This is a genomic window from Sanguibacter suarezii NBRC 16159 (genome assembly GCF_001552735.1).
Classification (GTDB): Bacteria; Actinomycetota; Actinomycetes; order Actinomycetales; family Cellulomonadaceae; genus Sanguibacter; species Sanguibacter suarezii.
In genome coordinates this window covers 24,069-47,574 of record NZ_BCRT01000004.1, presented here as the reverse complement: position 1 = coordinate 47,574, position 23,506 = coordinate 24,069, and the positions used below count along the sequence as shown (strand labels likewise).

At 71.7% G+C, this 23,506-nt stretch carries 22 protein-coding genes; 12 read left to right on the top strand and 10 right to left on the bottom strand.

The features are described 5' to 3' along the window. Positions 1–45: 45 nt before the first annotated feature. Together SS2_RS01485 and SS2_RS01480 are read left to right on the top strand one after the other, a co-directional pair. Positions 46–879 (top strand): oxidoreductase, encoded by an 834-nt coding sequence (locus tag SS2_RS01485; RefSeq protein ID WP_245643276.1) that lies wholly within the window; start codon positions 46–48, stop codon positions 877–879. Positions 880–965: 86 nt separating this feature from the next. Further along, positions 966–2,042 (top strand): alkene reductase, encoded by a 1,077-nt coding sequence (locus SS2_RS01480; RefSeq protein WP_066460620.1) that lies wholly within the window; start codon positions 966–968, stop codon positions 2,040–2,042. Positions 2,043–2,124: 82 nt separating this feature from the next. Here the strand turns inward: SS2_RS01480 and SS2_RS18090 are convergent, their stop codons facing one another. Genes SS2_RS18090 through SS2_RS01460 form a run of 4 tightly spaced genes read right to left on the bottom strand, consistent with a single transcriptional unit; the run spans position 2,125 to position 5,723 of the window. Next, on the bottom strand, positions 2,125–3,555 hold the full coding sequence (locus SS2_RS18090) for an LLM class flavin-dependent oxidoreductase (protein ID WP_169796240.1): 1,431 nt from the start codon (positions 3,553–3,555) through the stop codon (positions 2,125–2,127). Between the two features lie 4 nt (positions 3,556–3,559). Next, on the bottom strand, positions 3,560–4,981 hold the full coding sequence (locus tag SS2_RS01470; RefSeq protein ID WP_066460619.1) for an AAA family ATPase: 1,422 nt from the start codon (positions 4,979–4,981) through the stop codon (positions 3,560–3,562). A 35-nt stretch (positions 4,982–5,016) separates the two neighbouring features. Then, entirely contained in the window at positions 5,017–5,442 is a 426-nt protein-coding gene (locus SS2_RS01465) for an arsenate-mycothiol transferase ArsC (RefSeq protein WP_066460618.1), read from the bottom strand. 56 nt (positions 5,443–5,498) lie between these two features. Further along, on the bottom strand, positions 5,499–5,723 hold the full coding sequence (locus SS2_RS01460; protein WP_066460617.1) for a hypothetical protein: 225 nt from the start codon (positions 5,721–5,723) through the stop codon (positions 5,499–5,501). Between the two features lie 167 nt (positions 5,724–5,890). On the opposite strand from SS2_RS01460, the gene SS2_RS01455 reads away from it, so the two are divergent. After that, a complete protein-coding gene (locus tag SS2_RS01455; protein WP_066460792.1) occupies positions 5,891–7,801 on the top strand; it encodes a penicillin-binding transpeptidase domain-containing protein in 1,911 nt (636 codons plus the stop codon). A gap of 12 nt (positions 7,802–7,813) precedes the next feature. Here SS2_RS01455 and SS2_RS01450 read toward each other — a convergent pair whose 3' ends face one another. Next, a complete protein-coding gene (locus SS2_RS01450) occupies positions 7,814–8,011 on the bottom strand; it encodes a hypothetical protein (RefSeq protein WP_066460616.1) in 198 nt (65 codons plus the stop codon). 166 nt (positions 8,012–8,177) lie between these two features. Between SS2_RS01450 and SS2_RS01445 the strand changes: the two genes are divergently transcribed. The 4 genes from SS2_RS01445 to SS2_RS01430 all read left to right on the top strand — a co-directional run bounded on the left by SS2_RS01445 (position 8,178) and on the right by SS2_RS01430 (position 10,372). Continuing rightward, the gene (locus tag SS2_RS01445) at positions 8,178–8,405 is read left to right on the top strand and encodes a hypothetical protein (protein ID WP_066460615.1); all 228 of its coding nucleotides are present in this window, start codon (positions 8,178–8,180) and stop codon (positions 8,403–8,405) included. A gap of 92 nt (positions 8,406–8,497) precedes the next feature. Continuing rightward, entirely contained in the window at positions 8,498–8,857 is a 360-nt protein-coding gene (locus SS2_RS01440; RefSeq protein ID WP_245643275.1) for an ArsR/SmtB family transcription factor, read from the top strand. Position 8,858: 1 nt separating this feature from the next. Next, positions 8,859–9,791, top strand: a complete 933-nt coding sequence (locus SS2_RS01435) for a cation diffusion facilitator family transporter (RefSeq protein ID WP_066460613.1) — start codon at positions 8,859–8,861, stop codon at positions 9,789–9,791. A gap of 176 nt (positions 9,792–9,967) precedes the next feature. After that, positions 9,968–10,372, top strand: a complete 405-nt coding sequence (locus tag SS2_RS01430; protein WP_066460612.1) for a response regulator transcription factor — start codon at positions 9,968–9,970, stop codon at positions 10,370–10,372. A 2-nt stretch (positions 10,373–10,374) separates the two neighbouring features. Here SS2_RS01430 and SS2_RS01425 read toward each other — a convergent pair whose 3' ends face one another. Genes SS2_RS01425 through SS2_RS01410 form a run of 4 tightly spaced genes read right to left on the bottom strand, consistent with a single transcriptional unit; the run spans position 10,375 to position 15,881 of the window. Then, the gene (locus tag SS2_RS01425) at positions 10,375–11,586 is read right to left on the bottom strand and encodes a GGDEF domain-containing protein (protein WP_066460611.1); all 1,212 of its coding nucleotides are present in this window, start codon (positions 11,584–11,586) and stop codon (positions 10,375–10,377) included. Further along, positions 11,583–13,277 carry a sensor histidine kinase gene (locus SS2_RS01420; protein ID WP_066460610.1) on the bottom strand — a complete coding sequence of 565 codons (1,695 nt, stop codon included), beginning with the start codon at positions 13,275–13,277 and terminating at the stop codon, positions 11,583–11,585. Before SS2_RS01420 ends, SS2_RS01425 begins: the two co-directional genes overlap by 4 nt. A gap of 52 nt (positions 13,278–13,329) precedes the next feature. Next, positions 13,330–14,985 carry an ABC transporter permease gene (locus SS2_RS01415; protein ID WP_066460609.1) on the bottom strand — a complete coding sequence of 552 codons (1,656 nt, stop codon included), beginning with the start codon at positions 14,983–14,985 and terminating at the stop codon, positions 13,330–13,332. Next, positions 14,982–15,881: an ABC transporter ATP-binding protein gene (locus tag SS2_RS01410; RefSeq protein WP_066460608.1), complete on the bottom strand. Its 900-nt coding sequence runs from the start codon at positions 15,879–15,881 to the stop codon at positions 14,982–14,984. The genes SS2_RS01415 and SS2_RS01410 overlap by 4 nt, the downstream gene beginning before the upstream one ends. A gap of 82 nt (positions 15,882–15,963) precedes the next feature. Between SS2_RS01410 and SS2_RS01405 the strand changes: the two genes are divergently transcribed. Further along, on the top strand, positions 15,964–16,977 hold the full coding sequence (locus SS2_RS01405) for an adenosine deaminase (protein WP_066460607.1): 1,014 nt from the start codon (positions 15,964–15,966) through the stop codon (positions 16,975–16,977). Beyond that, complete coding sequence (locus SS2_RS01400) at positions 16,974–18,161, top strand: MalY/PatB family protein (RefSeq protein WP_066460606.1); 1,188 nt, start codon at positions 16,974–16,976, stop codon at positions 18,159–18,161. Before SS2_RS01405 ends, SS2_RS01400 begins: the two co-directional genes overlap by 4 nt. A 35-nt stretch (positions 18,162–18,196) precedes the next feature. On the opposite strand, the gene SS2_RS01395 is transcribed toward SS2_RS01400, so the two are convergent. Then, a complete protein-coding gene (locus SS2_RS01395; RefSeq protein ID WP_157607149.1) occupies positions 18,197–20,812 on the bottom strand; it encodes a winged helix-turn-helix domain-containing protein in 2,616 nt (871 codons plus the stop codon). Between the two features lie 616 nt (positions 20,813–21,428). Here SS2_RS01395 and SS2_RS01390 point away from each other — a divergent pair. The 3 genes from SS2_RS01390 to SS2_RS01380 all read left to right on the top strand — a co-directional run bounded on the left by SS2_RS01390 (position 21,429) and on the right by SS2_RS01380 (position 23,474). Continuing rightward, the gene (locus tag SS2_RS01390) at positions 21,429–22,817 is read left to right on the top strand and encodes a dicarboxylate/amino acid:cation symporter (RefSeq protein WP_066460604.1); all 1,389 of its coding nucleotides are present in this window, start codon (positions 21,429–21,431) and stop codon (positions 22,815–22,817) included. A gap of 185 nt (positions 22,818–23,002) precedes the next feature. Beyond that, a complete protein-coding gene (gene rpmG / locus SS2_RS01385; RefSeq protein WP_066460603.1) occupies positions 23,003–23,170 on the top strand; it encodes a 50S ribosomal protein L33 in 168 nt (55 codons plus the stop codon). Positions 23,171–23,222: 52 nt separating this feature from the next. Beyond that, positions 23,223–23,474, top strand: a complete 252-nt coding sequence (locus SS2_RS01380) for a type B 50S ribosomal protein L31 (protein WP_066460602.1) — start codon at positions 23,223–23,225, stop codon at positions 23,472–23,474. Positions 23,475–23,506: the final 32 nt, after the last annotated feature.

Genomic DNA, 23,506 nt, shown 5'->3' with positions numbered 1-23,506 from the left:
GCGCCCCACCCAGCCCGACGCCGCACCTGCGGGCACACTGGCTCCATGACTTCTCATGCTGGCATGGTCGCCCTGGTCACCGGTGCGTCGTCGGGCATCGGCGCGGAGACCGCGCTGGCCCTGCGCGACGCCGGCTACACCGTCTACGCGGTCGCTCGGCGCACCGAGCGGATGGCGGACCTCACCTCCCGCGGCATCCGCACCTTCGCGATGGACCTGACCGACGACGCGACCATCACCGCGGGCGTGGAGCGGGTGCTGAGCGAGGCCGGGCGCATCGACCTGCTCGTCAACAACGCGGGCTACGGGTCCTTCGGCGCGGTCGAGGACGTGCCGCTCGCCGAGGCTCGGCGGCAGTTCGAGGTCAACGTCTTCGGTCTGGCCCGCCTCGTCCAGCTCGTCACCCCGGGCATGCGCGAGCGCCACCAGGGACGGATCATCAACATCTCCTCCATCGGCGGCAAGATCTACGAACCGCTCGGCGCCTGGTACCACGCGACGAAGTTCGCCGTCGAGGGGCTCAGCGACTGCTTGCGGGTCGAGCTCGCGGAATTCGGGGTCCGCGTCGTGATCGTCGAGCCCGGGCCCATCCTCACCGAGTGGAACGCCCTCGCGCGCGAGAGCATGCTCGCCTCCTCGGCCGGCACGGCGTACGAGGGACAGGCGCGCTCGGTGGCGCGGACGCTGACCGCCGCCGACGACCCGCGCACCGGGACCCGGCCCGGCGTCGTCGCGCAGGTGATCCGGCGGGCGGCGACGGCGCGACGGCCGCGGGCCCGGTACGCCGCTGGTAAGGGGGCGGCGACGATCCTGGCTGCTCGCAAGATCCTCCCGGACCGCGCCTTCGACCTCGTCGTGGCCCGGACTTTCCTGCGCTGAGAGCGGAGCGCGGCCCGGTCGGGAATACCGTCACCGCACCCGAGGGTTAGCCCGAGCACGCCCATTCTCGATCGAAAGGCTCCCTCGTGGACCTGTTCTCCCCGCTGTCCCTCGGCGACCTGCGCCTCGCCAACCGCCTCACCATGGCACCGCTGACCCGCATGCGCTCCGGCGACGACGGCATCCCCGGCGACCTCCTCGTGGAGTACTACACCCAGCGCGCCAGCCTGGGCATGATCGTCACCGAGGGCACGTACCCGCTCCAGGAGTCCAAGGCATTCCCCGGCCAGCCCGGCATCGAGACCGAGGAGCAGGTCGCAGGGTGGAAGGTCGTCACCGACTCCGTGCACGCCGCAGGCGGCGTCATCGTCCTGCAGCTCATGCACGGCGGGCGCGTCAGCCACCCCTTCATCACCGGGACCGAGCGCATCGTGGCCCCCAGCGCCGTCGCCATCGACGGCCAGGCGCACACCGCCCAGGGCAAGGTGGCCTACCCGGTCCCGCACGCCCTGACCCTCGACGAGCTCGCCTCGACCAAGGACGCCCTGGTCGCCGGAGCTCGCAACGCCATCCGCGCCGGCTTCGACGGCGTCGAGATCCACGGAGCCAACGGCTACCTGCTCCACGAGTTCCTGTCCCCGGGCGCGAACGTCCGTGACGACTCCTACGGCGGCAGCCCCGAGAACCGCGCGCGCTACGTCATCGAGGTCACCCAGGCGATCAGCGAGGCGATCGGTGCCGGGCGCACCGGCATCCGCCTGTCCCCGGAGCACAACATCCAGGACGCCTGCGAGAAGGACGCCGACGACGTCCGCGCCACCTACGCCGCCCTGCTCGACGGGATCGGCGGGCTGGGCCTGGCCTACCTGTCCGTCCTGCACGCCGAGCCGGCGGGCGAGCTGGTCCAGGACCTGCGCGCACGCTTCGACGGCGGCCTCATCGTCAACTCCGGGTTCAGCGCGGTGACCACCCGCGCCGAGGCGGTCGCAGTCCTGGAGAACGCCCACGCCGACGCCGTCGCGGTGGGCCGCATGGTCATCGCCAACCCCGACCTGGCCGAGCGGTGGGCGCAGGAGGCTCCGGAGAACACCCCCGACGCCACGACCTTCTACGGCGCGGGCCCGCAGGGTTACACCGACTACCCGACGCTCGTCGGCGCCTGACCTCAGCCTCAGGCCGAGAGCCAGTCGCAGCGACCGCCGCTGCCACCACGCCTGACCGGCGCGGTGGCAGCGGCGGTCGTGGTTACCGGGAGGTGCGCCCGATGAGCGGGAACACGTCAGCGGCGAAGCGCCGGTAGCTCTCCATAGGGTCGTCGGCCCCCGCGACCAGGACGACGGTATCCGTCCCCGCGGCGGCCCAGTCCTGGATCGCGCGGGCGCCGTCGGCCGGGGTCCCACCGACGGTGATGGACTGCAGGATGGCGTCGGTCAGCTCTCCGCTGCCGTCGGCCCCCACGCCGGCGATCTCCGTGAGCCGGTCGAAGACCCGGAAGTCGACGAGGCGCTGCATCCGGGCTCGCAGCGGGGCCAGGGCCTTGTCGCGGTCGTCGCCCAGGCTCGTCATGGCGAACAGCACCGTCGTGGCGGCGGGGCCGCTCGCGGCCATCTCCTCCCGGGCCCAGCGCACGGCAGCGGGCGGGGCGATCTCGGGGAGCACCACGCCGTCCGAGCTGCGACCGGTGATGGCCAGCCCGGTGGGACCGGTGGTGCCGAGCAGGATCGGCGGCACCTGCGCCGGCGGGAAGCCGAGACGGATGCCGTCGAGGTGGACGTGGAAGCCGTCCACCGTGACAGTGTCCCCGGCGAGCAGCGCCCGCAGCGCCGTCGTGGTCTCCTCCAGCGCCGTGAACCGGCGCGGGGTGCCCGCACCGATCTGATCCATCCACGACGGGATCCCGTGACCGAGGGCGACGATCAGACGGCCCGGGGCGATCCGAGCCAGCGCGGCGATCTCCATGGCCGTCGTCGCGACGTTGCGGGTCACCGCCGGCAGCAGACCGATGCCCACCGAGATGGTCTCGGTGCAGGCCAGCGCCGTGGCGACCATCGCGATGCCGCCAGCCCACGGCAGGTCCTCGCTGAACCAGATCTCGTCGAAGCCGGTCTCCTCGGCCCAGCGGGCGAAGGCCGGGAGCTCCTCGGGCGCCCAGTCCGGCTCGAAGCGCACGCCGATGCGCGGGGGGCGGGCGGCGTCGGGCAGGGCCGCCTCGATGGCCGCGACGAGGGCGGGGTCGTCCGGGGCGACCCCAGAGCGGAAGCGGCTCACCTGACCGTCAGGGGTGATGAGGAACTTCTCGAAGTTCCAGGTGACGTCCCCGGCCGTGCCCTCGGCGTCGGGCGCCTGGGTGAGGCGGGCGAACAGCGGGTGCTGGGAGGGACCGTTGACGTCCGTCTTGTCGAAGAGTGGGAAGGTCACGCCGTAGGTGCGCTCGCAGAACTCCGCGATCTTGTCGACCGTACCCGGCTCCTGGCCGGCGAACTGGTTCGACGGGAAGCCCAGGACGACCAGGCCGCGCTCGCGGTATGTCGTGTACAGCGTCTCCAGACCAGCGAGCTGGGGGGTGAAACCGCACCGGGAGGCGGTGTTGACGACGAGCAGTGCCTTGCCGACGAAGTCAGACAGCGCGGCGTCGGTGCCGGCCAGGGTGCGCAGGGCGAAGTCGGGAAAAGTCATGAGGTCAGCGTAGAGGCGAGGTGCCTGCATCTGTCCCGAGCAGGGACCGGGTGATCCGCTGCGTGTCGCCGTCGAGCTCGGCGACGGCCTCTTCAAGGGCTGCGTCGTCCACCTCGCGAGCGGCCTCCGCGGCGAGCAGGACGGCGCGGCGGATGACCTCCTTGACGAAGGAGGCGGTGACCCCGGCTGTGCGGTCCGCGGCGTCCTTGAGAGCCCGGGCAGAGAACGGCAGGTCGGCTGCGTAGAGCCGGAAGAGCCGGCGTCGGGCCTGGGCGTCGGGCAGGGGGATCTCCACGGCGAGGTCGACACGGCCGGGACGCTGGGCGAGTGCTCGTTCGAGCAGATCGGCGCGGTTGGTGGTGAGGACGAAGGCGACGTCGGCGTCACGCCCCAGGCCGTCCATCGCATCGAGCACCTCGAAGAGCAACGGCTGCGGTCCGTCGTGGAAGGACCGGTCCTCGGCGATGAGGTCACAGTCCTCGAGCACGACGATCGCCGGCTGCATCGCGTGCGCCGTCTCGGTCGCGAGGCGGACGAGCGACAGGGCGTGGCCGGCCAGGACGATGGCCGTCACCTCCGGTGCCGCGCCGAGCAGATGCTGCACGGTGTGAGACTTCCCTGTCCCGGGCGGGCCGTAGAGCAGCACGCCGCGCTTGAGGTGCTGGCCGGCTGCGAGGAGACGCTCGCGGTGCTTGGCCACGCCGAGCACCTGACGCTCGACGCGCTCGAGAGCGCCGTCAGGGAGCACCACGTCCTCAGCAGGGATGGATGTGCGACGCAAGAAGGTGACCCCACCGCTCGACGCCGTGTAGGGGCTCACCGAGAAGCTGATGACCTGACCGCGCAGCACGCTGTGACTGAGCATCGTCGCGCGGATCTCCGCCAGAACCGCTGCGGTGACCTCGTCATCCGTCGAGACCACCTCCAGCCGCCCGTCCATCCCGGCGCTCGCGCGGGGCGCACGTTCCAGCAGTGCGACAGGGACTCCGCTGTGGTGGAAGAGGTGCAGGCCGAAGGCGACCACACGTCGCTCGGTGTCAGGACCCACCGAGCTGGACTCGTAGTCCACGGCACCGATGGGGTGGTGGCCGATCATGGCCGAGGACTCGATCAGCTCCGAGAGCGACGCGTGGTGGCGGTGCTCGCCGCCACCGATGCCGACCAGGCGCCCGCCGCCCGCCCGCGAGACCACGACCTCCACGGCGACGTCGGCGTCGACGGCGCGGAACGTGCTCACCGTCTCGCTGAGCACCGAGAGCTGGCGCGCGTCCACGCCGAGATGCTCCGTGAGCGCGGTGGCCAACGTCGGGATGGCTCGCGTGCGCTTGCGGTGCTCGTGCGTGGTGATCACCCCGAGGAACTCGGTGACCGCATCGAGGAACGCCTCAGTCCGAACGGGATCAGGAAGGTCTGCCGTCTCTGCCATGGGCCGACCATAGCGGGAGGTGTACGGCGAACCGGCTAGGCGGACGGTGTGCCCGTCATGGTCGTGACCAGCGCGTCGACGTGTCGGGCGATGTCGTCGCGGACGAGGCGCATCCGCTCCATGCCCTCGATCCCGCGGGCGGAGGGCTCGTCGGTGTCCCACCTCTCGAAGCGCGGGCCCGGGACGTGCTCGACGCTGGCCTCACGGCCCAGCGTCACCACGACGTCGACCCGGGAGAGCAGGTCGGGGTCGATCGGCTGAGGGTGCTCGTCGCGGATGTCCACGCCGACCTCCAGCAGGGACTCCACGGACTGGGCGTTGAGCGAGCCGCCGGGCACCGTCCCCGCCGAGTGCACCTCGACGCGATCACCCACCGCGGCGCGCATGAGGCCCGCGGCCATCTGGGACTTGCCGCCGTTCTTGACGCAGACGAACAGGACGCTGGGCCGGGTGGAGGTCATAGATCCAGTCTGCCAGGGCGCTGACTGGTCGTGCCCCGTCGACCGCGCCGGATCCCTCACCTGTGGCGCACGGCCAGCCGCGCGCAGACGACGCTGAGCACCACCCCGGCGACCACGAGGACGACCATGGTGGGACACCCACCGACCGGCTGCGACTGGCAGCTGTCGTCGATCACGCCGGCTACCCTCGACGCGCAGCTCCCGCTGCGGGTCAGGGCGACCAGCAGGGTGGCGACGAGCGCGGTGATCGCCGCCGCCGCCCACCCCCAACGAATCCTCATGCGGCCAACCTAGGGCATGCGGACCGAATCATCCTCAAGCCCCCACCCGCGTATTCACGCAATCTCCCCGGCCACACCGCAGGTCAGGCTGGACATCCCGGTCGAATCCGCGTTCTCTTGGTGCCATGCATCCCGCCGCGTGCGCGTCCGTCCCGTCCCCCGCAGCCATGCCTGCCCGACGCCGCGTCCTGACCCGACGATCCGGCGCGCTCGCCGTCGTGCTCGCCCTGGTCACCGGAGGCCTGGCGGCCTGTGGCTCGCAGGCACCCGACCCCGAGGCCGCCGCGACGGCCCTGGCCACGGGGATGGCCGGCGGGGACCTCAGCTCCGTGGTCTTCGACGGGGCCAGCGCGACCGACGCGACCACCCACCGCGACACCGTCCTGGAGCCCCTCGCGGACGCGACCCGCACCGTGGCAGTGGGCGACGTCGTCCTCGCTGAGGACGGCGAGACCGCCACCGCCACTCTCGACTACGACTGGGTGGTGGGCGGCACGCCGTGGAGCTACTCCACGACCGCGCCGATGACCCTCGTCGAGGACGTCTGGCACGTCACCTGGTCACCGGACCTGCTCGTGCCTGACCTGGCGATGGGGGAGCGGCTGCAGACCAGCCGGACCGCCGCGCCGCGGGCGGACGTCCTCGGGGCCGGGGACGTCGTCCTGGTGACCGAGCGGCCGGTCAAGCGGGTGGGGCTGGACAAGACCCGCCTGCCCGCAACGGAGTGGGACGGCGCAGCCCGCGCGCTCGCCACAGCGACAGGGATCGACGCGGAGACCTACGCCGCCAAGGTCGCTGGCGCGGGGGAGAAGGCCTTCGTCGAGGCTGTCACCCTGCGCGCAGAGGGCGCCTACGACTGGACGGCGATCACCGCATCCCCCGGAGCCCTCCTCCTGGACGACTCCCTGCCGCTGGCACCGACCCGTCAGTTCGCCAGCGAGATCCTCGGCCGGGCTGGGGAGGCGACCGCGGAGCTCGTCGAGTCCTCTGACGGCGCGATCGTGGCGGGCGACGAGGTGGGGCTCTCCGGGCTGCAGCGTCAGTACGACGGCCAGCTGCGGGGCACCCCTGGCCTGGCTGTGGAGATCGTCGGTGCGGACGGCGCCACGCTGCGCGACGCCTTCCGGGTGGATCCTGTGCCCGGCGAACCGCTGCGCCTGACCCTGGACCCTCAGGTCCAGATGCTGGCAGAGACCACTCTGGCCGATCAGACCGTGCCGGCCGCCCTCGTGGCGATCCGCCCGTCCACCGGCGCCGTGCTCGCCTCGGCCAACTCACCTGCGAGCAACGGGCTGTCCACGGCGACCACCGGGATGTACGCCCCGGGCTCGACCTTCAAGGTGGTCACCGCGCTCGCGCTGCTGCGCAGCGGAGCCACGCCCGAGACGATGATGGACTGCTCGCCCACGACCGTGGTGGACGGCCGGTCCTTCACCAACTACCCGGACTACCCCGCGAACCGTCTTGGCTCGATCACGCTGCGCGACGTCATCGCGAACTCGTGCAACACCGCGATCATCAACGCGGCCGGTGACGTCTCCCAGGCTGACCTGGTCTCGGCCGCCCAGTCCCTCGGGCTGGGCCTGGCCCAGCAGGCGGGCCCTGGCGTGTTCACCGGCTCCGTCCCCGCCGACGCCGCCGGCACCGAGCACGCCGCCTCGATGATCGGCCAGGGCAAGATCCAGGCGTCTCCGCTGGCCATGGCCGGTGTCGCGGCGTCGGTCGCGGCCGGCACCACCGTCCGCCCCACGCTGCTCGCCCAGCCGGGCGACGCCCCGGACTCCGACCTCCCGGACGCGCCGGAGACGGCGTTGACCGCCGAGGAGGCGGCGGCGCTGAAGGCGATGATGCGCGCCGTGGTGACCGACGGCGGCGGGACGTTCATCCAGGGCGTGCCCGGAGGTGACACGGCGGTCAAGACCGGCACCGCCCAGTACGGCGACGGGTCCACCAACCACGCCTGGGTCATCGCGATCCAGGACGACCTCGCCGTCGCCGTCTTCGTCGAGACCGGCGACTACGGGTCCACGACCGCTGGTCCCCTGCTCAAGTCCTTCCTCACCAACCTCCCGCGCTGACCCGCCCGCCGGTCAGACGGTGACGTCCAGCGAGCCGGCTGCGGCGACCTTGGCGGCCGCGAGGGCGAGCTGGTCGGCCTGGATGGTGGCGCGGTCGGCGGCGAGGACGGCTTCGCTCGCCTTCTCTCGCTGGTGCTGGGCCAAGGCCTTGACGTCTTTGTCGTAGGTTGCCTGCGCCGTCGTGACGGCTGACGAGGTGGTGATCTCCATGTGAGGTCCTCTCTGGTGGTAGGTCGGGACCGGGCGGTCCGCACGACCCATCGACACCATCCACCCGGGCGTGACGGGGGAGTACCTGTGAGGACCATGTGTGTTTGTCGCCAGCAGCGCCCGTTCTAGTTGGCATTGCCCCGTTCTGGGGTGGATGCTGACTGGCATGGACACCCGGTTTCCCGTCATCAATCTCCCGCTGTGGCGGGCTGATGCGCTCGTGCTGCACTTCTGGTTGTCCACGGTGGACCTGGACGACGTGCCCGTCGAGGACGAGAGCCAGCGCCAGGCGCTGCGCGACCTGCTCACGGCGCTGGACCAGACCGACGTCGTCGACGCCGACGACGCGGAGATCGTCGCCGCGCACGACCTGGTCGCCCGCCCGGCCGTCTGATCCTGCATGCGGCCCCCAGCGGCCGCGCTGACCGGCGTTCCCTCTCGCGCGCTCCCACCACACTGTGCGAGAATCTGCGTATGGATGCAGATATGAACATTCGACTCGACGACCGAGCCGGTCACGAGGACGACCTCGTCGAGCTCGCCGTCGAGGTGTTCTCCATGTTCGCCGACGCCACGCGGCTGCGGATCATCCTCGCCCTGCGCGACGGTGAGCTGCCGGTCAACGACCTCGCGCGCCTCGTAGGGAAGTCGCCGTCCGCGGTGTCCCAGCACCTGGCCAAGCTGCGCCTGGCGCGGATGGTGACCACCCGCCAGGACGGCACACGGGTGTTCTACCGCCTCGCCAGCGACCACATCCGCCAGCTCGTCACCGACGCGATCTACCAGGCCGAGCACGCCCTCGACGGGGCGCCCCGGCTGCACCACCACACCGTCGACGAGGCCTGACGTGGGGCACAGCCACAGCCACAGCCACAGCCACGGCGACGCGACGGCACGCGGCCACCGCCGCCAGCTGGCCATCGCCTTCTCCATCACCACGACCATCCTCGTCGTCGAGGTGGTCGGGGCGATCTGGACCGGCAGCCTCGCCCTGCTCGTCGACGCCGCGCACATGCTCACCGATGCCGGCGGGCTCGCCCTGGCGCTGCTGGCCACCAACCTCACGATGCGCCCGCCGACCGCCAAGCGGACGTGGGGCTTCCAGCGCGCCGAGGTCATCGCCGCCCTGGCGCAGTCGGCCATCCTGCTCTCGGTCGGCGTCTACGTCATCGTCGAAGCCGTCCAGCGCCTCGCTGCGCCCCCGGACCTGCCCTCGACCGAGCTGCTGGTGTTCGGGGTGATCGGGCTCGTGGGGAACATCGTCTCCCTCGCCGTCCTCGCCTCGAGCCGCTCGGACAACATGAACCTGCGCGCCGCCTTCCTCGAGGTGGCCAACGACGCGCTCGGCTCGGTCGCGGTGATCGTCGCCGCGATCGTCATCGCGACGACCGGCTGGGCCGGGGCAGACGCGATCGCGGCGCTGTTCGTCGGCGCGCTCATCGTGCCGCGCACGCTGCGACTGCTGCGCGAGACCCTCGAGGTGCTGCTCGAGTCCACCCCGCGCGGCCTCGACCTGGACGACGTCCGCGAGCACCTGCTCGGCGTGGACCTGGTCCGCGGCGTGCACGACCTCCACGCCACCCAGATCGCCTCGAACCTGCCGGTGCTCACCGCGCACATCGTCGTGGACGAGGAGTGCTTCCACGACGGTCACGTGCCCCGCATCCTCGACGCGCTCCAGGCCTGCGTCGCCGGGCACTTCGAGGTGAACATCGAGCACTCCACCTTCCAGATCGAACCGCCCTCGCACAGCCGGCACGAGCACGGGGTGCACGACTAGGGCGTGTCGAGCCCCACAGGCGATTCGTCCTGATCACCGCACCGAGCATTCGACCCCGCTGTGAACCGCAGGTATGGTCGCGAGACCAGCCGTGACGTCCGCGGCGAGGTGCTCGTCGCGGATCCTGCCGGTCGAGGTCGAGGAGCCGCACGGGTTCTGAGGGCGGAGAGGTGAAGATGGAGTCGACCGAACGCCGCGCAGCGGTGATCATCGAAGACGACGACGACATCCGCCAGCTCCTGGTGTCGGTGCTCAGCGAGGCGGGCCTGCGCGTGGTCGCCACGAACAACGGCCTCGACGGCATCGAGGCGGTCCGCGACAACGCCCCCGTCCTGACGACCTTGGACGTCTCCATGCCGGGGATCGACGGGCTGGAGACCGCCCGCCGCATCCGAGAGTTCAGCCCGACGCACCTGGTGATCATCAGCGCCGCCTCGCAGGACTCCGACGCGCGCCGCGGCCTGGAGGCCGGCGCCGACGAGTACCTCACCAAGCCCTTCCGCCCCCGCGAGCTGCGGGCGCGGATCGCGAACGCGCTCCGGGGGCGAGAGCCCGCCGAGGTCACGGTCGCCGACCACTAGCCTCAGACGCGCGGGCCCGTGCCCGACGCCGCCAGCGCGCCCGCCCCGGTCACGTCACCCGAGATCGCGGCGCTGACCACCCGGTTGCCGCCCTGGGTCACCGCCTCCTCGCAGGCGACACGCGCCGCCCGGGTCAGCGCGGAGGTGCTGTACCCGCTGCGGTGCGTGGCTGCCGTGCCGATGCTCGTGGTGAGCCTGATCCCGGGGACGTCGGCCATGTCGATGGTGAGCACCGCCCGGCGCAGCGCGGTCGCCAGGGCGACGTCCTCACCGGGCGGCATGCCAGAGACCGCGATCTCCATGCGCCCGGCTCCTGCCTCGCCGATGATGGCGGTCGTGGGGACCTCGGACCGGACGGTCGCCACAAACTCGCCCAGGACGTGGTCGGCGGCGGAGCGGCCGAAGGCGACGGCGATCTCGTCGACGTCGTCGATCAGCACGTGCAGGAGGGCCACCGGGTCCTCGTGCTCGGCCGAGCGGGCGAGGCGGTCGGTGAGCACCTGGTCGAAGGAGTCGTGGCCGAGAAGACCTCGACGGGAGAACAGCCGTGTGCCGGCGCCCGCCCGCACGGGCGAAGCCGCGTCAGCGCGCATGACGGACATGGTCACGGCCGCGACGATCATGAGGACGATCGTCGCGATCGACGTCGTCGCGGTCCCCAGGTACGTGTCGAAGGCGATGTGCTCCGACCCCCACACCGCCAGCACCACGAAGCGTGTCAGGAACAGTGCGCTCTCGATGATGAGCACGATCGAGAGGCCGCGAGCGTTGGCGTCGGAGCCCATCGAGCGGCTGAAGGTCTCGATGGCCCCGAGGGCCGAGAAGACACCCACCCCGAGCAGCCAGGCGGGTGCGCCCGCCCAGTCTCCGCCGCCAGTGCCCTCGACGACGACCGTGCCAGACACCAGCACCCCGACCAGGATCACCACCCACAGCATGCTGCGCCGATTGTTGAAGGACCGGCAGCCGCTCCAGATCGCCCCGGCGCTGATCACGAAGGCACCGTTGCCGACGGCGACGGTCCACCAGGCGTCCGGCATCGTGGCCCACAGCGCGTAGGACACGGCGGTGAGGATCCCCGCGAGGTAGGCAAGGGACCACAATCGGCTCGTGGTGCTGTCCCGGTTGACGAGGGTCTCCAGGACGAAGATCGTCCCCGCGGTGAGCACCACGAGGCCGGTGATGATGGAGAGAGTCTGCTGGTCGAGCGTCATACGCCTGCTTTCGTCGGGATGTCGATCGTCACCGTCGTGCCCTCACCGAGCGTGCTCTCCACGCTCAGCTCTCCACCGTGCTTGCGGACGATCTCGCGCGCGATGCCCATACCGAGCCCGCTGCCGTGCACACCGGTGTTCCGCACAGCGTGCGACCGGAAGAAGTTGTCGAAGAGCTGGGGGACCTCGTCGGCGGAGATGCCGATGCCCGAGTCCGCCACGACGAGCAGCAGCCGGTCACCGTCGCGCCTCAGGGTCACCATGACGCTGCCCTGCTCCTGGTTGTACTTGATGGCGTTGGACAGGATGTTGTCCACCACCTGCCGCATCCGGAACGGGTCGGCGACGGCGAGGCTGTTCTCCACGGCCGAGGTGTCCACCGTGATCGACCGCTCGGCCGCGCGGGGCAGCAGCGACTCCGCCGACTGCAGCACCACCTCACCCATGTCCATCGGGACGGGAGAGATCTCCAGCGGCTTGGACGCGTGGGAGGACGAGGTGAGGATCTCCGAGACCAGGTCGAGGAGACGGGTGCTGTTGCGCTCGACGATGCCCAGCCAGGCGCGTGCGTCGTCGGGCAGGTCGTCCCGCTCGATGACGAGGTCGAGGTACCCCAGGATCGAGGTCAGAGGCGTCCGCAGCTCGTGGGAGACCGAGGAGATGAGGTCGTCGCGGGCAGCGATGGCCTTGAGCTCGGAGGTGACCTCGCCGGAGACGAGGATCGTGCCGTCGAAGGCGCCGTCGCCGTCGTAGAGGCGCCGGGCCGTGACGAGGTAGGCGTGACGCTCCTCGTCAGGCTCCCCGGTCCAGATGAGCACCCCGTCGAAGGACTGACCGCGCTGGGCGCGGGCGAAGGGACGGTCCGCCTCCCGGAAGGGGGTCACCCGGTCGCTCTGGTAGACGACGTCCATCACCGGATGGTCGGCGGTGCCGCCCGACCGCAGGTGCATCGCCTTGTGGGCGCGGTTGATGAGGGTGATCTGGCCGTCCCGGTCGAAGCGCGCGACGCCGAAGGTCACCGTGTTGAGCACCTCCACGAGCAGGCGCTCGTGCTGGTTCGCTGAGCGCAGCGCGTCCGCGAGCAGGGCGGACTGCTTGCGCATGAGCACGCGCTGGGCCTTGTCACGCCGGGCGCTGAGGTACGTCGAGGCCGCGACGAAGGTCAGGGCCAGCGGCAGCAGGACGAGCAGCGTCATGGAGGGCAGGTCGATCGGCTCGGCCCGCAGCAGGAGCACGCCCCAGCTGCCGGCCAGGAGCAGCACGATCGAGGAGATGGTCCCCGGCAGGCCGAAGTACGTCGCGAGCCAGATGACCGGGAGCGCCCACAGCACCCCGAGGCCGACCTCCGGCACGCCCAGGCGCAGGAAGAAGATGACGAGCATGTCCGCGATCGGCAGCAGCGCGATCCACCGCTTGTCCAGGCGGTTCCACGGCACGAGCAGCGAGACGCCGGAGGCCACGAAGGCCAGCACCACCCCGACGAAGACCACCGGGGAGGTGAGACGCTCCGGGCTGAACCACTGCAGGGAGATGACCAGCGCCAGGACCGCTGAGCCGAAGAGGAGCTGGTTGAGCGTGACGGCGCGGTTGATCTGCGGGCCGCGCGGGGGCGCGCTGCTCCGTGCCCGCGTCCCGGTCGAGCCGCGTCGCCGCCCGTCCGTGCGCTGGTCTGTCGTTGATCCTGCCGTCATCACGGGGGCCACAGTATCTTCCCGGCAGCACCGGTGGAGCCGGGCCGCAGCCTCAGTGCTGTTCCAGGTCACGACGCCGCACGCCGACGAAGCCGGTCGCCAGCAGCGCCGCGGCCACCACCGTCAGGACCACCAACGGCACCGCTCGCAGGCCCTCGGTGAGGTACTCCGGGACGTGGGTGAAGGGGGAGAGGTCCAGCGCGGCGTCGGGCAGGCCGAGGGCGGGGCCGAAGATCGTCAGGACGAAGGTCACCGCGACCACCACCCAGGCCACCGGCAGGAACCGCGGTGCGGCGCCCAGCAGCACGACGGCCACCCCCACCACGACCCAGACGGCCGGGACCTGGACCAGGCCGGCCACCAGCAGGCGCGCGACCGTGACCGTGCCCGGGTCCGTGGTCGCCACCGTGACCAGGGCGAAGGCCACCATCCCGGCGGCGTAGACCAGGGTCGCCGAGACGAGCCCAGCCACCCCGTGGCTGGCCAGCCAGGCGGTGCGTGAGGTCGAGGTCGCCAGCAACGGCTCGGCGCGTCCCTCCAGCTCCTCGGTGCGCCCGTGCAGCACGCGCTGCACCCCGTGCACGGTCGCCACCAGCGCCAGGATCGTGGGGACGGAGCCGAGGAAGACGAGCGTGAGGTCCTCGGCGGCGCCGCTGCTCCCGGTCTCCTGGAGAATCTGCTCCAGCGCCGGGTTGTCCCGGAAGATGTCCCCGATGGACGCCGTCACCGACCCGTACAGGGCCCCGAGCAGCACGAAGGCGGCCGTCCACCCGGCGACGGACACCCGGCCCAACCGCCATGACAGCGCCCACACGCTTGCCAGCCGCGGGGCCGCCGTCGCCGGCCCCGGCCGCGCACCGAGGAGACCGAAGCCCAGGTCGCGGCGGGCCAGCACCAGGTGCGCCACCACCAGCGCGACGCCGGTCGCGGCCAGCGGCAGCGCAAGGACCACCCACCGGTTCTCCAGGTAGGGCAGCACCTGCTCGCCCCAGCCGAAGGGTGAGAGCCACACCACCCACTCCGCGCCGGAGGTCGCCGCCCCCCACCCGCGCAGCACGTAGGTCACCGCGAGCAGCGCCCCGGCCAGCGCGTTCGCGGTGCGGGAGAAGGACCCGAGCTGGGCGGTCACCGCCGCGACGCCGGTGAAGACGAGGCCGGTGGCCCCGATCGCCGCGCCCAGGGCGAGGGCCCCGCCCAGGTCAGGGGCGCCGTCGGGCAGGCTGGCGGCGAGGAGGGAGAGGGTGACGGCCACGGTCGCGGCCAGGCAGGCGGAGGCCGCCAGCAGGGTCGCCGCGGTCAGCGCCGCGTGGCGGCCTACGACCGCGGAGGCGACGAGCTCGGCGCGGCCGGAGTCCTCCTCGGCGCGGGTGTGACGCACCACGGTGAAGATCGCCATGAGCGAGACGGCGACGCTCGAGAGCCCCAGCGAGCGCCACGTGGTGAAGGCCCCCGGCGTGCCCAGGTCGTGGACCTCACCGAGCAACAGGGTGAAGGCGGTGTTGGAGCTGAAGGAGGCGGTGAGCTCGGCGGTGGTGGCGGGGTCGGGGAAGACGGTGTCGTAGGCGAGGTAGCTCGAGGCCGCGAGCAGCACCACCCCCGCGATCCAGCCGGCGAACCGCAGCCGGTCCCGGCCGAGGGCGAGGCGCAGCAGCGTGCCCGTCCCGGCAAGGGCGCGAGGACGGGCGGCGGCGCGGGCGGAGGCGGTCACGGGTGCGCCTGGTAGTGGCGCAGGAACAGCTCCTCCAGGGTGGGCGGCTGGCTGGTCAAGGACTGCAGACCGGAGCCGGCCAGCACGGTGAGCACTGCGCCCAGCCAGGAGGCCTCCACGTCGAGGCGGAGCGTGGCGGGGCCGCCGGTCCGCTGGGTCACCGCGAGGTCGTGGACGCCGGCGTGCTGGCCGAGGCCGGGCGGGACGGCGGCCACCACTGCGGTGAGCGAGGTCCGGGTCAGGTGCCGCAGCTCGGTGAGCGAGCCGGAGTCGACCACGTGCCCGGCGCGCACGATGGACACCCGGTCGCACAGCGCCTCGACCTCGGACAGGATGTGGCTGGACAGCAGGACCGTGCGCCCGCGGTCCTTCTCCTCGGCCACCACCTGCTGGAACACCGCTTCCATGAGGGGGTCCAGGCCCGAGCTGGGCTCGTCGAGGATGAGCAGCTCGACGTCGGAGGCGAAGGCCGCCACGAGCGCCACCTTCTGCTTGTTGCCCTTGGAGTAGCTACGACCCCGCTTGGTCGGGTCGAGCTCGAAGCGCTCGATGAGGTCAGCCCGACGCCGCTGGTCCAGCCCCCCGCGCAGACGTCCCATGAGGTCGATCACCTCCCCGCCGGACAACAACGGCCACAGGGTGACGTCGCCGGGGACGTAGGCGAGGCGCCGGTGCAGCGTCGTCGCCTCGCGCCAGGGGTCCCCGCCGAGCAGCCTCACAGTGCCGGCATCCGCGCTGAGCAGCCCCAGCAGCACCCGGATGGTGGTGGACTTGCCGGAGCCGTTGGGGCCGAGGAAGCCGTGGACCTCGCCGGTGGCGACGGTGAGGTCGAGGTCGTCGAGGGCACGCGTGCCTCCGAACGACTTGGTCAGCCCGGTGATGGTGATCGCGTCCATGGACTCACTCTGCGCCCGATCGCGTAAATTTGGGCCCCATGAATACCACGCACCTCATCGTCTGCGCCCCCAGGACCGCTCTGTGACCACCCCTGTCCTCCTGCCGCCGACCGCCGAGCTGCACCTGCACATCGAGGGCACCCTCGAGCCTGACCTCGTCTTCCGGCTCGCTGCCCGCAACGGCATCGACCTGCCCTACGCGAGCCCCGCCGAGCTGCTCGAGCGCTACACCTTCGCTGACCTGCAGTCCTTCCTCGACCTGTACTACGCCAACATGGCGGTGCTCCAGACCGCGGAGGACTTCGCGGACATGACCCGGGCGTACCTCGCCCGAGCCGCCGCCGCCGGGGTCCGTCACGCCGAGATCATGGTCGACCCCCAGGCCCACCTGGCCCGCGGGATCCCGCTGGCCACCTGCATCGACGGCATCGCCTCGGTGCTGCGCACCTCCGAGGCGGACTACGGCGTGAGCACCTCGCTCATCGCCGCCTTCCTGCGGGACCGCCCGCAGGAAGAGGCCCTGCAGGTCCTCGACGACCTGCTGAGCATGGACGCGCCGATCATCGGCATCGGCCTCGACTCCGCGGAGGTGGGCAACCCGCCGTCGGGCTTTGTGGCGCTCTTCGCCCGCGCTCGGGCCGCGGGCCTGCGGTGCGTCGCGCACGCCTGCGAGGAAGGCCCGCCGAGCTACGCCTGGGAGGCGCTCGACCTGCTGCACGTCGACCGCATCGATCACGGGATCCGGTGCATGGAGGACGACGCGCTGGTCGCCCGCCTGGTCCGGGACCAGGTCCCGATGACCATCTGCCCGTTGTCCAACGTCCGGCTGCGGGCCGTGGACACCCTGGCCGAGCACCCGCTGCCGCAGATGCTCGACGCAGGCCTCAACGTCACCATCAGCTCCGACGATCCCGCCTACTTCGGCGGGTACGTCGACGACAACCTGCGTGCGCTCGTGGCTTCGCTGGGGTTGACCGCGGACGACCTCGCCCGGCTGGCCACCAACTCCGTGCGGTCCTCGTTCCTGACCGACGACCGCCGTCAGGTGCTGCTCGCCGAGGTGGAGCGGTGGCGAGACGGTACCGTCGAAGAGTGAACGCACCGGAGTCCGCCGCGACCATCTTCGACACGCTCTCCCTCGACGAGCTGCGCACCCGCACGAGCGAGAAGTGGCGCTACTACGCCCCGGACGTGCTGCCGCTGTGGGTCGCGGAGATGGACGTGCCCCAGTCCGAGCCGGTCATCGCCGCGGTCACCGACGCGCTGCGCCGTGGTGACACCGGCTATCCGGGAGGGCGCGGGTACGCCGAGGCCTTCGCAGGCTTCGCCGCGGACCGCTGGGGCTGGGAGCTGGACCCGGGCCGCGCCCGCATGCTCACGGACGTGATGATCGCCGTCACCGACGTGCTCAAGGTCCTCACCGCGCCGGGGGACACGGTCGTGGTGAACACCCCGGTGTACCCGCCGTTCTACGACTTCGTCCGGGACACCGACCGCGTGGTGCGCGCCGCGCCGCTCACCGCTGACAACCGCCTCGACCTCGCCGCCCTCGACGAGGCCTTCGTGGGGGCCACGGTCTTCCTGCTGTGCAACCCGCACAACCCGACGGGCACGGCGCACACCCCGGACGAGCTCGCCGCTCTCGCCGAGCTGGCCCGGCGCCACGGGGTGCGGATCGTCGCGGACGAGATCCACGCCCCGATCACCTCTCCGGCCGCCGCGCGCGAGCTCGGCCGGCCGGTGTTCACCCCGATCGTCACGGTGCCGGGGGCGGAGAACGCGATCAGCGTCATCTCCGCGTCCAAGGCCTGGAACCTCGCCGGCCTCAAGGCCGCGCTGGCGATCGGCGGTCCCGAGGCGGCGCCCGACGTCGCCGCCATCGCCGAGATCGCCGACCACGGCGCGAGCCACCTGGCGGCGATCGCCCACGCGGCCGCGCTCACCCATGCCCGCGGCTGGCTCGACGAGGTCGTCGCCGGCGTCGACGTCACCCGCGCCCACTTCACCGCCCGGCTCGCCGAGCGCGTGCCCGACGCCGTGGTGCACCCCGCGCAGGCGACGTACCTGGCGTGGGTGGACTGCCGGGCGGTGCGCACGGCCGACGGCAGCGCGCTGGGAGACGACCCGGCCCGGGTGTTCCTCGAGCGCGGAAAGGTGGCCTTCACCTCGGGGCTTCCCTTCGGAGAGGGCGGTCAGGGGTTCCTCCGGGTCAACCTCGCGACGAGCCGCGGCATCCTCGACGAGGCGGTCACCCGCATGGGCGCAACGCTGCTCGCCTGACCGCTCGGCGAGGAGCCGGCCGGGCTGGCGTCAGGTCACGTGCTGGGCGTGCCGAGGTAGCCGAGCATGTAGCCGGCGGCGATCGCGCCGAGGCGGTCGTGCACGCCGAGGGAGGCGAAGAGGTCACCCACCACGGTCAGCGCCTGGGTGATGGTGATGCCCCGGCGGGTGGCGATGGTGTCGATCGAGGCGCCGGCGTCCAGGGCGCGCAGCAGGTCCTGCTCGGGGCCGGTGAGCACCACCAGCACCTGGTGCTCGACCGGCGTCAGGGTGATGCCGCTCGCCTCCAGCCGCCACAGCAGCGCCGCCACCGGCGGCAGCCGCTCGGCGAAGTCGGCGAGCAGGCCGCGCGGCACGACCAGGAAGGGACGCAGCAGCAGGGGGTCGGCCAGCTCGATCGCCAGGCACAGGTCCGTCTCGGAACCGACGTGGTCGCCCTGGCGGGCGCGTGCCACGCTCCGGGTGATGAGCGTCTCGATGCGCAGGCGGTCCGGCACGGTGTCTGCGGCCAGCGAGGCGTCGGTGATCGCCAGGGCGCCCTGCACGTCACCCATCTGGAGGACGACGTCGGCGTGCACCGCGTTGATCAGCGGGTTGCGGGGGATGCTGTCGAGGATGTTCTTGGCCCGGGTGGTGTTGCCTCCCCACACGTTGATGGTCGCCGCGGTGGCGGTGAGCAACTGGGAGGACAGCGTGCCGAGCCGCAGGCTGGTCCGCCGGTCCCGCAGCACCCGGCCCAGCCCCGTGGTGGCCGAGAAGAGGTCCCCGGTGAGCAGCCCGATGTGCGCCCGCACGTACGCCTCGACGAACCACGCCGGCGGCACGCCGCGCCGGTGCGTCTCGTCCGTGGGCGGCAGCAGCAGCCGCGCGGTCTGCAGGTCGAGCTGGTCCAGCGCGAGGAGGGCGCCGACGAGCTGGTCGAGCCGGGTGTCGACGAACTGCAGCGCCACGAGGGCGTGGGAGTAGTCCCGAGAGCGCTTGAGCGCCGCACGGGCTCCCGCGATGTCGCCCTTCAACGACCGGGCGAGCGCGCTGTACTCCGCCGCCGCCCGGGTCACGGAGTCCAGCCCCGCCGCCCGGCTGAGCTCGAAGCACCGCTCGAAGTCCGTGATCGCCGCGGACACCGCACCGACCAGGCACCGCGCGATCCCGGCGTGCAGCAGGAAGAGCGGTGCGGCCGTCCCCGGTGGTGCGGCGTCCGGGCGCAGCAGCCCCTCGGCGCACCGGTCGACCAGCTCGCACGCGGCCATGTCCTGATGGCAGGCCCGCAGGGCGATGACCTGCGCTGTCGCCACGGTGAGGGCGCGGTGCAGGTCCGCCGGGCCCAGCCGGGCGCCGGGCGGGGGGAGGCGGGTCGGTGGAGCGAGCATGTCGTTGTCGAAGCGGGCGAGCACGGCGTGCAGCTCGAACAGCCCGGGGCTGTCGCTGAGCCGCGCGGCCGGGACCTGGGCGAGCGCCCGGAACAGCGCGCGCGGGTGGTCCAGGATGAGCGGGACGACCGCCGCCTCCGCGATGGAGATGACGAGGTCCCAGTCCTGGGCGAGGACGGCGTGGCGCACGGCGTGCTCGGGCATCGAGCGGAACATCTTCGCGGCGTGGCGGTGGGCCGGGGCGTGCTCGGCGGCGGCGGCCGGGCGCGTCCGGATCGCGCGGACGACGGCGGGGAGCAGCGTGTAGCGCCGCTCGCCGTCGTGCAGGTGAGACCGGGTGATCCCGGCGCGCTCGAGGTCCGCCAGGGCACGGCTGGCATAGGCGGACCCGGTCAGGCGGTTGGCGAGGTCTCCGGTGAGCGGGTCGAGGAGGCAAACCTGCCGCAGGAAGTGGGCCACCTCCGGGTCGGTGCCCTGCGGGTCGAGGGAGGACAGGAAGTCACCGGCGGACTCCCAGGTGGCCTCGTCGTAGCCGGACCCGGAGCCGGCGAGGGTGGTCAGCACGGCGCAGGTCAGCGCGGGCCACCCCCACAGCTTGGTCTGCAGGTGGTGGGCCTGGGCGAGGGTGAGCGCGATCCCGGACGCCTCGGCCAGGTCCAGGGTGTCGGCTGCGGAGAGGGTGAAGGCCGCCGAGTCGAGGATCTGGGCACCGGGACCGAAGATCGCGTCCATCGCGAGCGGGCCGTAGGGCCGGCAGACGAGCAGCACGTCGAGGTGCGGGCTGAGCTGGAGGAGGTCGACGAGCTCGGTGGTGATGTCGCCGACCGGGGACGGGTCGCTGGTCGGGGTGCTGACCTCGGCCTCCAACCCGTCGACGATGAGCAGCAGGGGTGCGGTGAGGTGGGCGACGAGGCCCCGGACCTGCGCGTAGGCGGCGTGGTCGGCGATGTCTGCGGCATCGGCCGCGTCGCCGATCGTGGGGGAGAGGTCCGCGGCCAGCTCGCCCCAGAAGGTCGCCGAGGAGGTCGGCGGGGCGCTCAGGGCGTGCCAGGCGACGGCGCGGCCGCCGGGAGCCGGCCCGCAGGGTCCGGCGTCGCAGCCGTGGAGCCAGGTCGTCACGGCTGCCGTCTTGCCAAATCCGGTGGGTGCGCGCAGGACTGTCATCCGGTGGCCGGCGTCGAGCATCCGGTGGACCTCGGGGCGGATCAGGTAGGGCGCGGGAGCTCCTGGGATCGCGGGTCCTGCTCGGCCGGGGCCGAGCGAAGACGCGGGGTCGGGCATGGATCACCTGTCGGTCAGGAGCACAGCTGGGTACGTCCGGGGAATACGTCTGTTCCCCAGCATGTTAATGCTCGTACTACAGTGGACCGACGCGGACTCGCCGCGCGACATCTCAGGAGAACAGACTGTGACATACGGGTGGAGCAACACCGTTCACCGCGCCGCTGACCTTGGTCACGCGAGCTCGATGACGGAGCTCACCGGTTGTTGTCGTACCTGTTGCTGACCCAGGCCGGCGTCACCGCGTGACGCCCCGCCCCCCGCAGACCTGCCTCGAGCAGGACCTGTCCCGCACAGGCGCACCTGCGCGCAGGCACCGCCCCGCCTGACTCCTGACCCACGCGACACCCGGGTCTGAGCAGACGCTGGCACGCCCCGCGCGGCGCCTCTCCGCCCATGACGTCCCTCGTCTGGGCCTCTCCCTGATCGTGCGGCTCTCCGCCGCACGGCACGCCCGCGTGCACCCGTCTGTTCTGCCACCTGCATCGCAGGTCTGGTCGGCTGCCGCATCCTTGTGAAAGGCCTCACTGTGCCCACTCCACCTGACTCGCTCGCGACAGGCACCGCCGCCTCCGCGCGGCCCACTCCTGCGCCGGCCAAGACCCGTCGCCTGCGCATGCCGTCCTTCAGCGTGCAGATCATCGGGGCGCTCGTCCTGGGTGTGCTGCTCGGCTGGGCGGCGCTGACCATCGGTCCCGTCGACGACGGCAGCCCGTCCGGCGGTGACAACTGGCTGACCACGACGCTGGACACCATCGGGTCGTCCTTCGTCCTGCTGCTGCGCACGATCGTCCCGCCGCTCGTCTTCACCGCGATCGTCGCCTCGATCGCCAACCTGCGCAACGTGGCCAACGGTGCCCGGCTGGCCTGGAAGACCCTGCAGTGGTTCGCCATCACCGCGCTCGTCTCGGTGGTCATCGGCATCGGGCTGGGCCTGGTCCTGCGCCCGGGGGAGAACACCACCCTCGACACCTCGGACGGCTACGAGGCGGGTCGCACGGGCAGCTGGCTCGACTTCCTCGACTCGATCCTGCCGGCGAACTTCCTCGGTGCGGCGGCCCGGACCTCGACGGAGACCGGTGACGCCGGTGCGATCACCGCGTCCACCACGATCTCCTTCAACGTGCTGCAGATCGTGGTCATGGCCCTCGTCGTGGGGATCGCGGCGCTCAAGGTCGGGTCCAAGGCGGACCCCTTCCTCGCCTTCAACCGGTCCGCGCTGGAGATCATCCAGAAGGTCCTGTGGTGGATCATCCGCCTGGCACCGCTGGGTACCCTCGGCCTCATCGGCTACGCCATCGCCGCCTACGGCTGGGACCTGCTGGCCCCGCTGGGCACCTTCGCCGCGGCCATCTACATCGGTCTCGCCCTCGTGCTGTTCGTCCTCTACCCGGTGCTGCTGCGCACCAACGGTCTGAAGATCACCAGCTTCTTCCGCGGTGCCTGGCCGGCGATCCAGCTGGCCTTCGTCTCCCGGTCCTCGATCGGGACGCTGCCGGTCACCCAGCGTGTCACCGAGCGCAACCTCGGTGTGCCCAGCGAGTACGCCTCCTTCGCCGTCCCGCTCGGCGCGACCACCAAGATGGACGGCTGCGCCTCGATCTACCCGGCCGTCTCGGCGATCTTCATCGCCCAGATCTTCAACATCGACCTGTCCCTGACGGACTACCTGCTCATCGCCTTCGTCTCGGTCATCGGCTCCGCCGCGACCGCTGGGCTCACCGGGGCGATCGTCATGCTCACCCTGACCCTGTCCACCCTCGGCCTGCCGCTGGCCGGCGTGGGCCTGCTGCTGGCCATCGACCCGATCCTCGACATGGGCCGCACCGCGGTCAACGTCGCTGGTCAGGCGCTGGTCCCGGTGATCGTGGCCAAGCGAGAAGGGATCCTCGACGTGGAGAAGTACGCCTCGGCGAGCGCGGAGGACCTCTTCGCCGACGACGAGACCCCGGCGCCCGCTGCTGAGGTCGACGAGGCCGCCGAGCGGCAGCCTGCTCAGGTCTGACCTGCAGACACCCTGACGGCGTGGTCCGCGCTCCTCCCGATGGGAGGCGCGGGCCACGCCGTCGTCGTCTCACTGGGAGTTCGCGTCAGATCGGGTGGGCGCTCAGAAGACGGTGCATGGACGACACCCCTTGACGATAATGATTATCAATACGTATAGTAGTCACCTCGACCAAGGAGGCCACCATGGCAAAGCACGTCGACCTGCGTCCCGTCATCAAGCTCCGCTCGACCGCGGGGACGGGATTCACCTACGTCACCACGAAGAACCGCCGCAGCAGCCCCGACAGGCTGGTGCTGACCAAGTACGACCCGGTCGTCCGGGCCCACGTCGACTTCCGCGAGGAGCGCTGACGGCCACGACATCCACGACATCCCGACGTCCACGACAGTCCAGGAGGACACCATGAAGCAGGGAATCCACCCCGAGTACCACCCCGTCGTCTTCCGGGACGCCTCAGCGGGCTACGCCTTCCTCACCCGATCGACGGCCACGCCCACCGCGACCATCACCTGGGAGGACGGCGCCACCTACCCGGTCGTCGACGTCGAGGTCTCCAGCGCGAGCCACCCCTTCTACACCGGCAGCGCCCGGGTGGTCGACACCGCTGGTCGCGTCGAGAAGTTCCGACGGCGCTACGGCACGCCGGTCGCCTGACGCGCACAGGGCACGCACGAAGCCGCGACGCG

Bases quoted from the DNA above. Each gene is read 5' to 3' on its own strand.
- SS2_RS01470 (WP_066460619.1), bottom strand. From the start codon at position 4,981: ATGGCAGAGACGGCAGACCTTCCTGATCCCGTTCGGACTGAGGCGTTC.
- SS2_RS01430 (WP_066460612.1), top strand. From the start codon at position 9,968: ATGGAGTCGACCGAACGCCGCGCAGCGGTGATCATCGAAGACGACGAC.
- SS2_RS01465 (WP_066460618.1), bottom strand. From the start codon at position 5,442: ATGACCTCCACCCGGCCCAGCGTCCTGTTCGTCTGCGTCAAGAACGGC.
- SS2_RS01455 (WP_066460792.1), top strand. From the start codon at position 5,891: ATGCCTGCCCGACGCCGCGTCCTGACCCGACGATCCGGCGCGCTCGCC.
- SS2_RS01410 (WP_066460608.1), bottom strand. From the start codon at position 15,881: ATGGACGCGATCACCATCACCGGGCTGACCAAGTCGTTCGGAGGCACG.
- SS2_RS01390 (WP_066460604.1), top strand. From the start codon at position 21,429: ATGCCGTCCTTCAGCGTGCAGATCATCGGGGCGCTCGTCCTGGGTGTG.
- SS2_RS01445 (WP_066460615.1), top strand. From the start codon at position 8,178: ATGGACACCCGGTTTCCCGTCATCAATCTCCCGCTGTGGCGGGCTGAT.
- SS2_RS01450 (WP_066460616.1), bottom strand. From the start codon at position 8,011: ATGGAGATCACCACCTCGTCAGCCGTCACGACGGCGCAGGCAACCTAC.
- rpmG (WP_066460603.1), top strand. From the start codon at position 23,003: ATGGCAAAGCACGTCGACCTGCGTCCCGTCATCAAGCTCCGCTCGACC.
- SS2_RS01420 (WP_066460610.1), bottom strand. From the start codon at position 13,277: ATGACGGCAGGATCAACGACAGACCAGCGCACGGACGGGCGGCGACGC.
- SS2_RS01380 (WP_066460602.1), top strand. From the start codon at position 23,223: ATGAAGCAGGGAATCCACCCCGAGTACCACCCCGTCGTCTTCCGGGAC.
- SS2_RS01485 (WP_245643276.1), top strand. From the start codon at position 46: ATGACTTCTCATGCTGGCATGGTCGCCCTGGTCACCGGTGCGTCGTCG.
- SS2_RS01425 (WP_066460611.1), bottom strand. From the start codon at position 11,586: ATGACGCTCGACCAGCAGACTCTCTCCATCATCACCGGCCTCGTGGTG.
- SS2_RS01460 (WP_066460617.1), bottom strand. From the start codon at position 5,723: ATGAGGATTCGTTGGGGGTGGGCGGCGGCGGCGATCACCGCGCTCGTC.
- SS2_RS01395 (WP_157607149.1), bottom strand. From the start codon at position 20,812: ATGCCCGACCCCGCGTCTTCGCTCGGCCCCGGCCGAGCAGGACCCGCG.
- SS2_RS18090 (WP_169796240.1), bottom strand. From the start codon at position 3,555: ATGACTTTTCCCGACTTCGCCCTGCGCACCCTGGCCGGCACCGACGCC.
- SS2_RS01440 (WP_245643275.1), top strand. From the start codon at position 8,498: ATGAACATTCGACTCGACGACCGAGCCGGTCACGAGGACGACCTCGTC.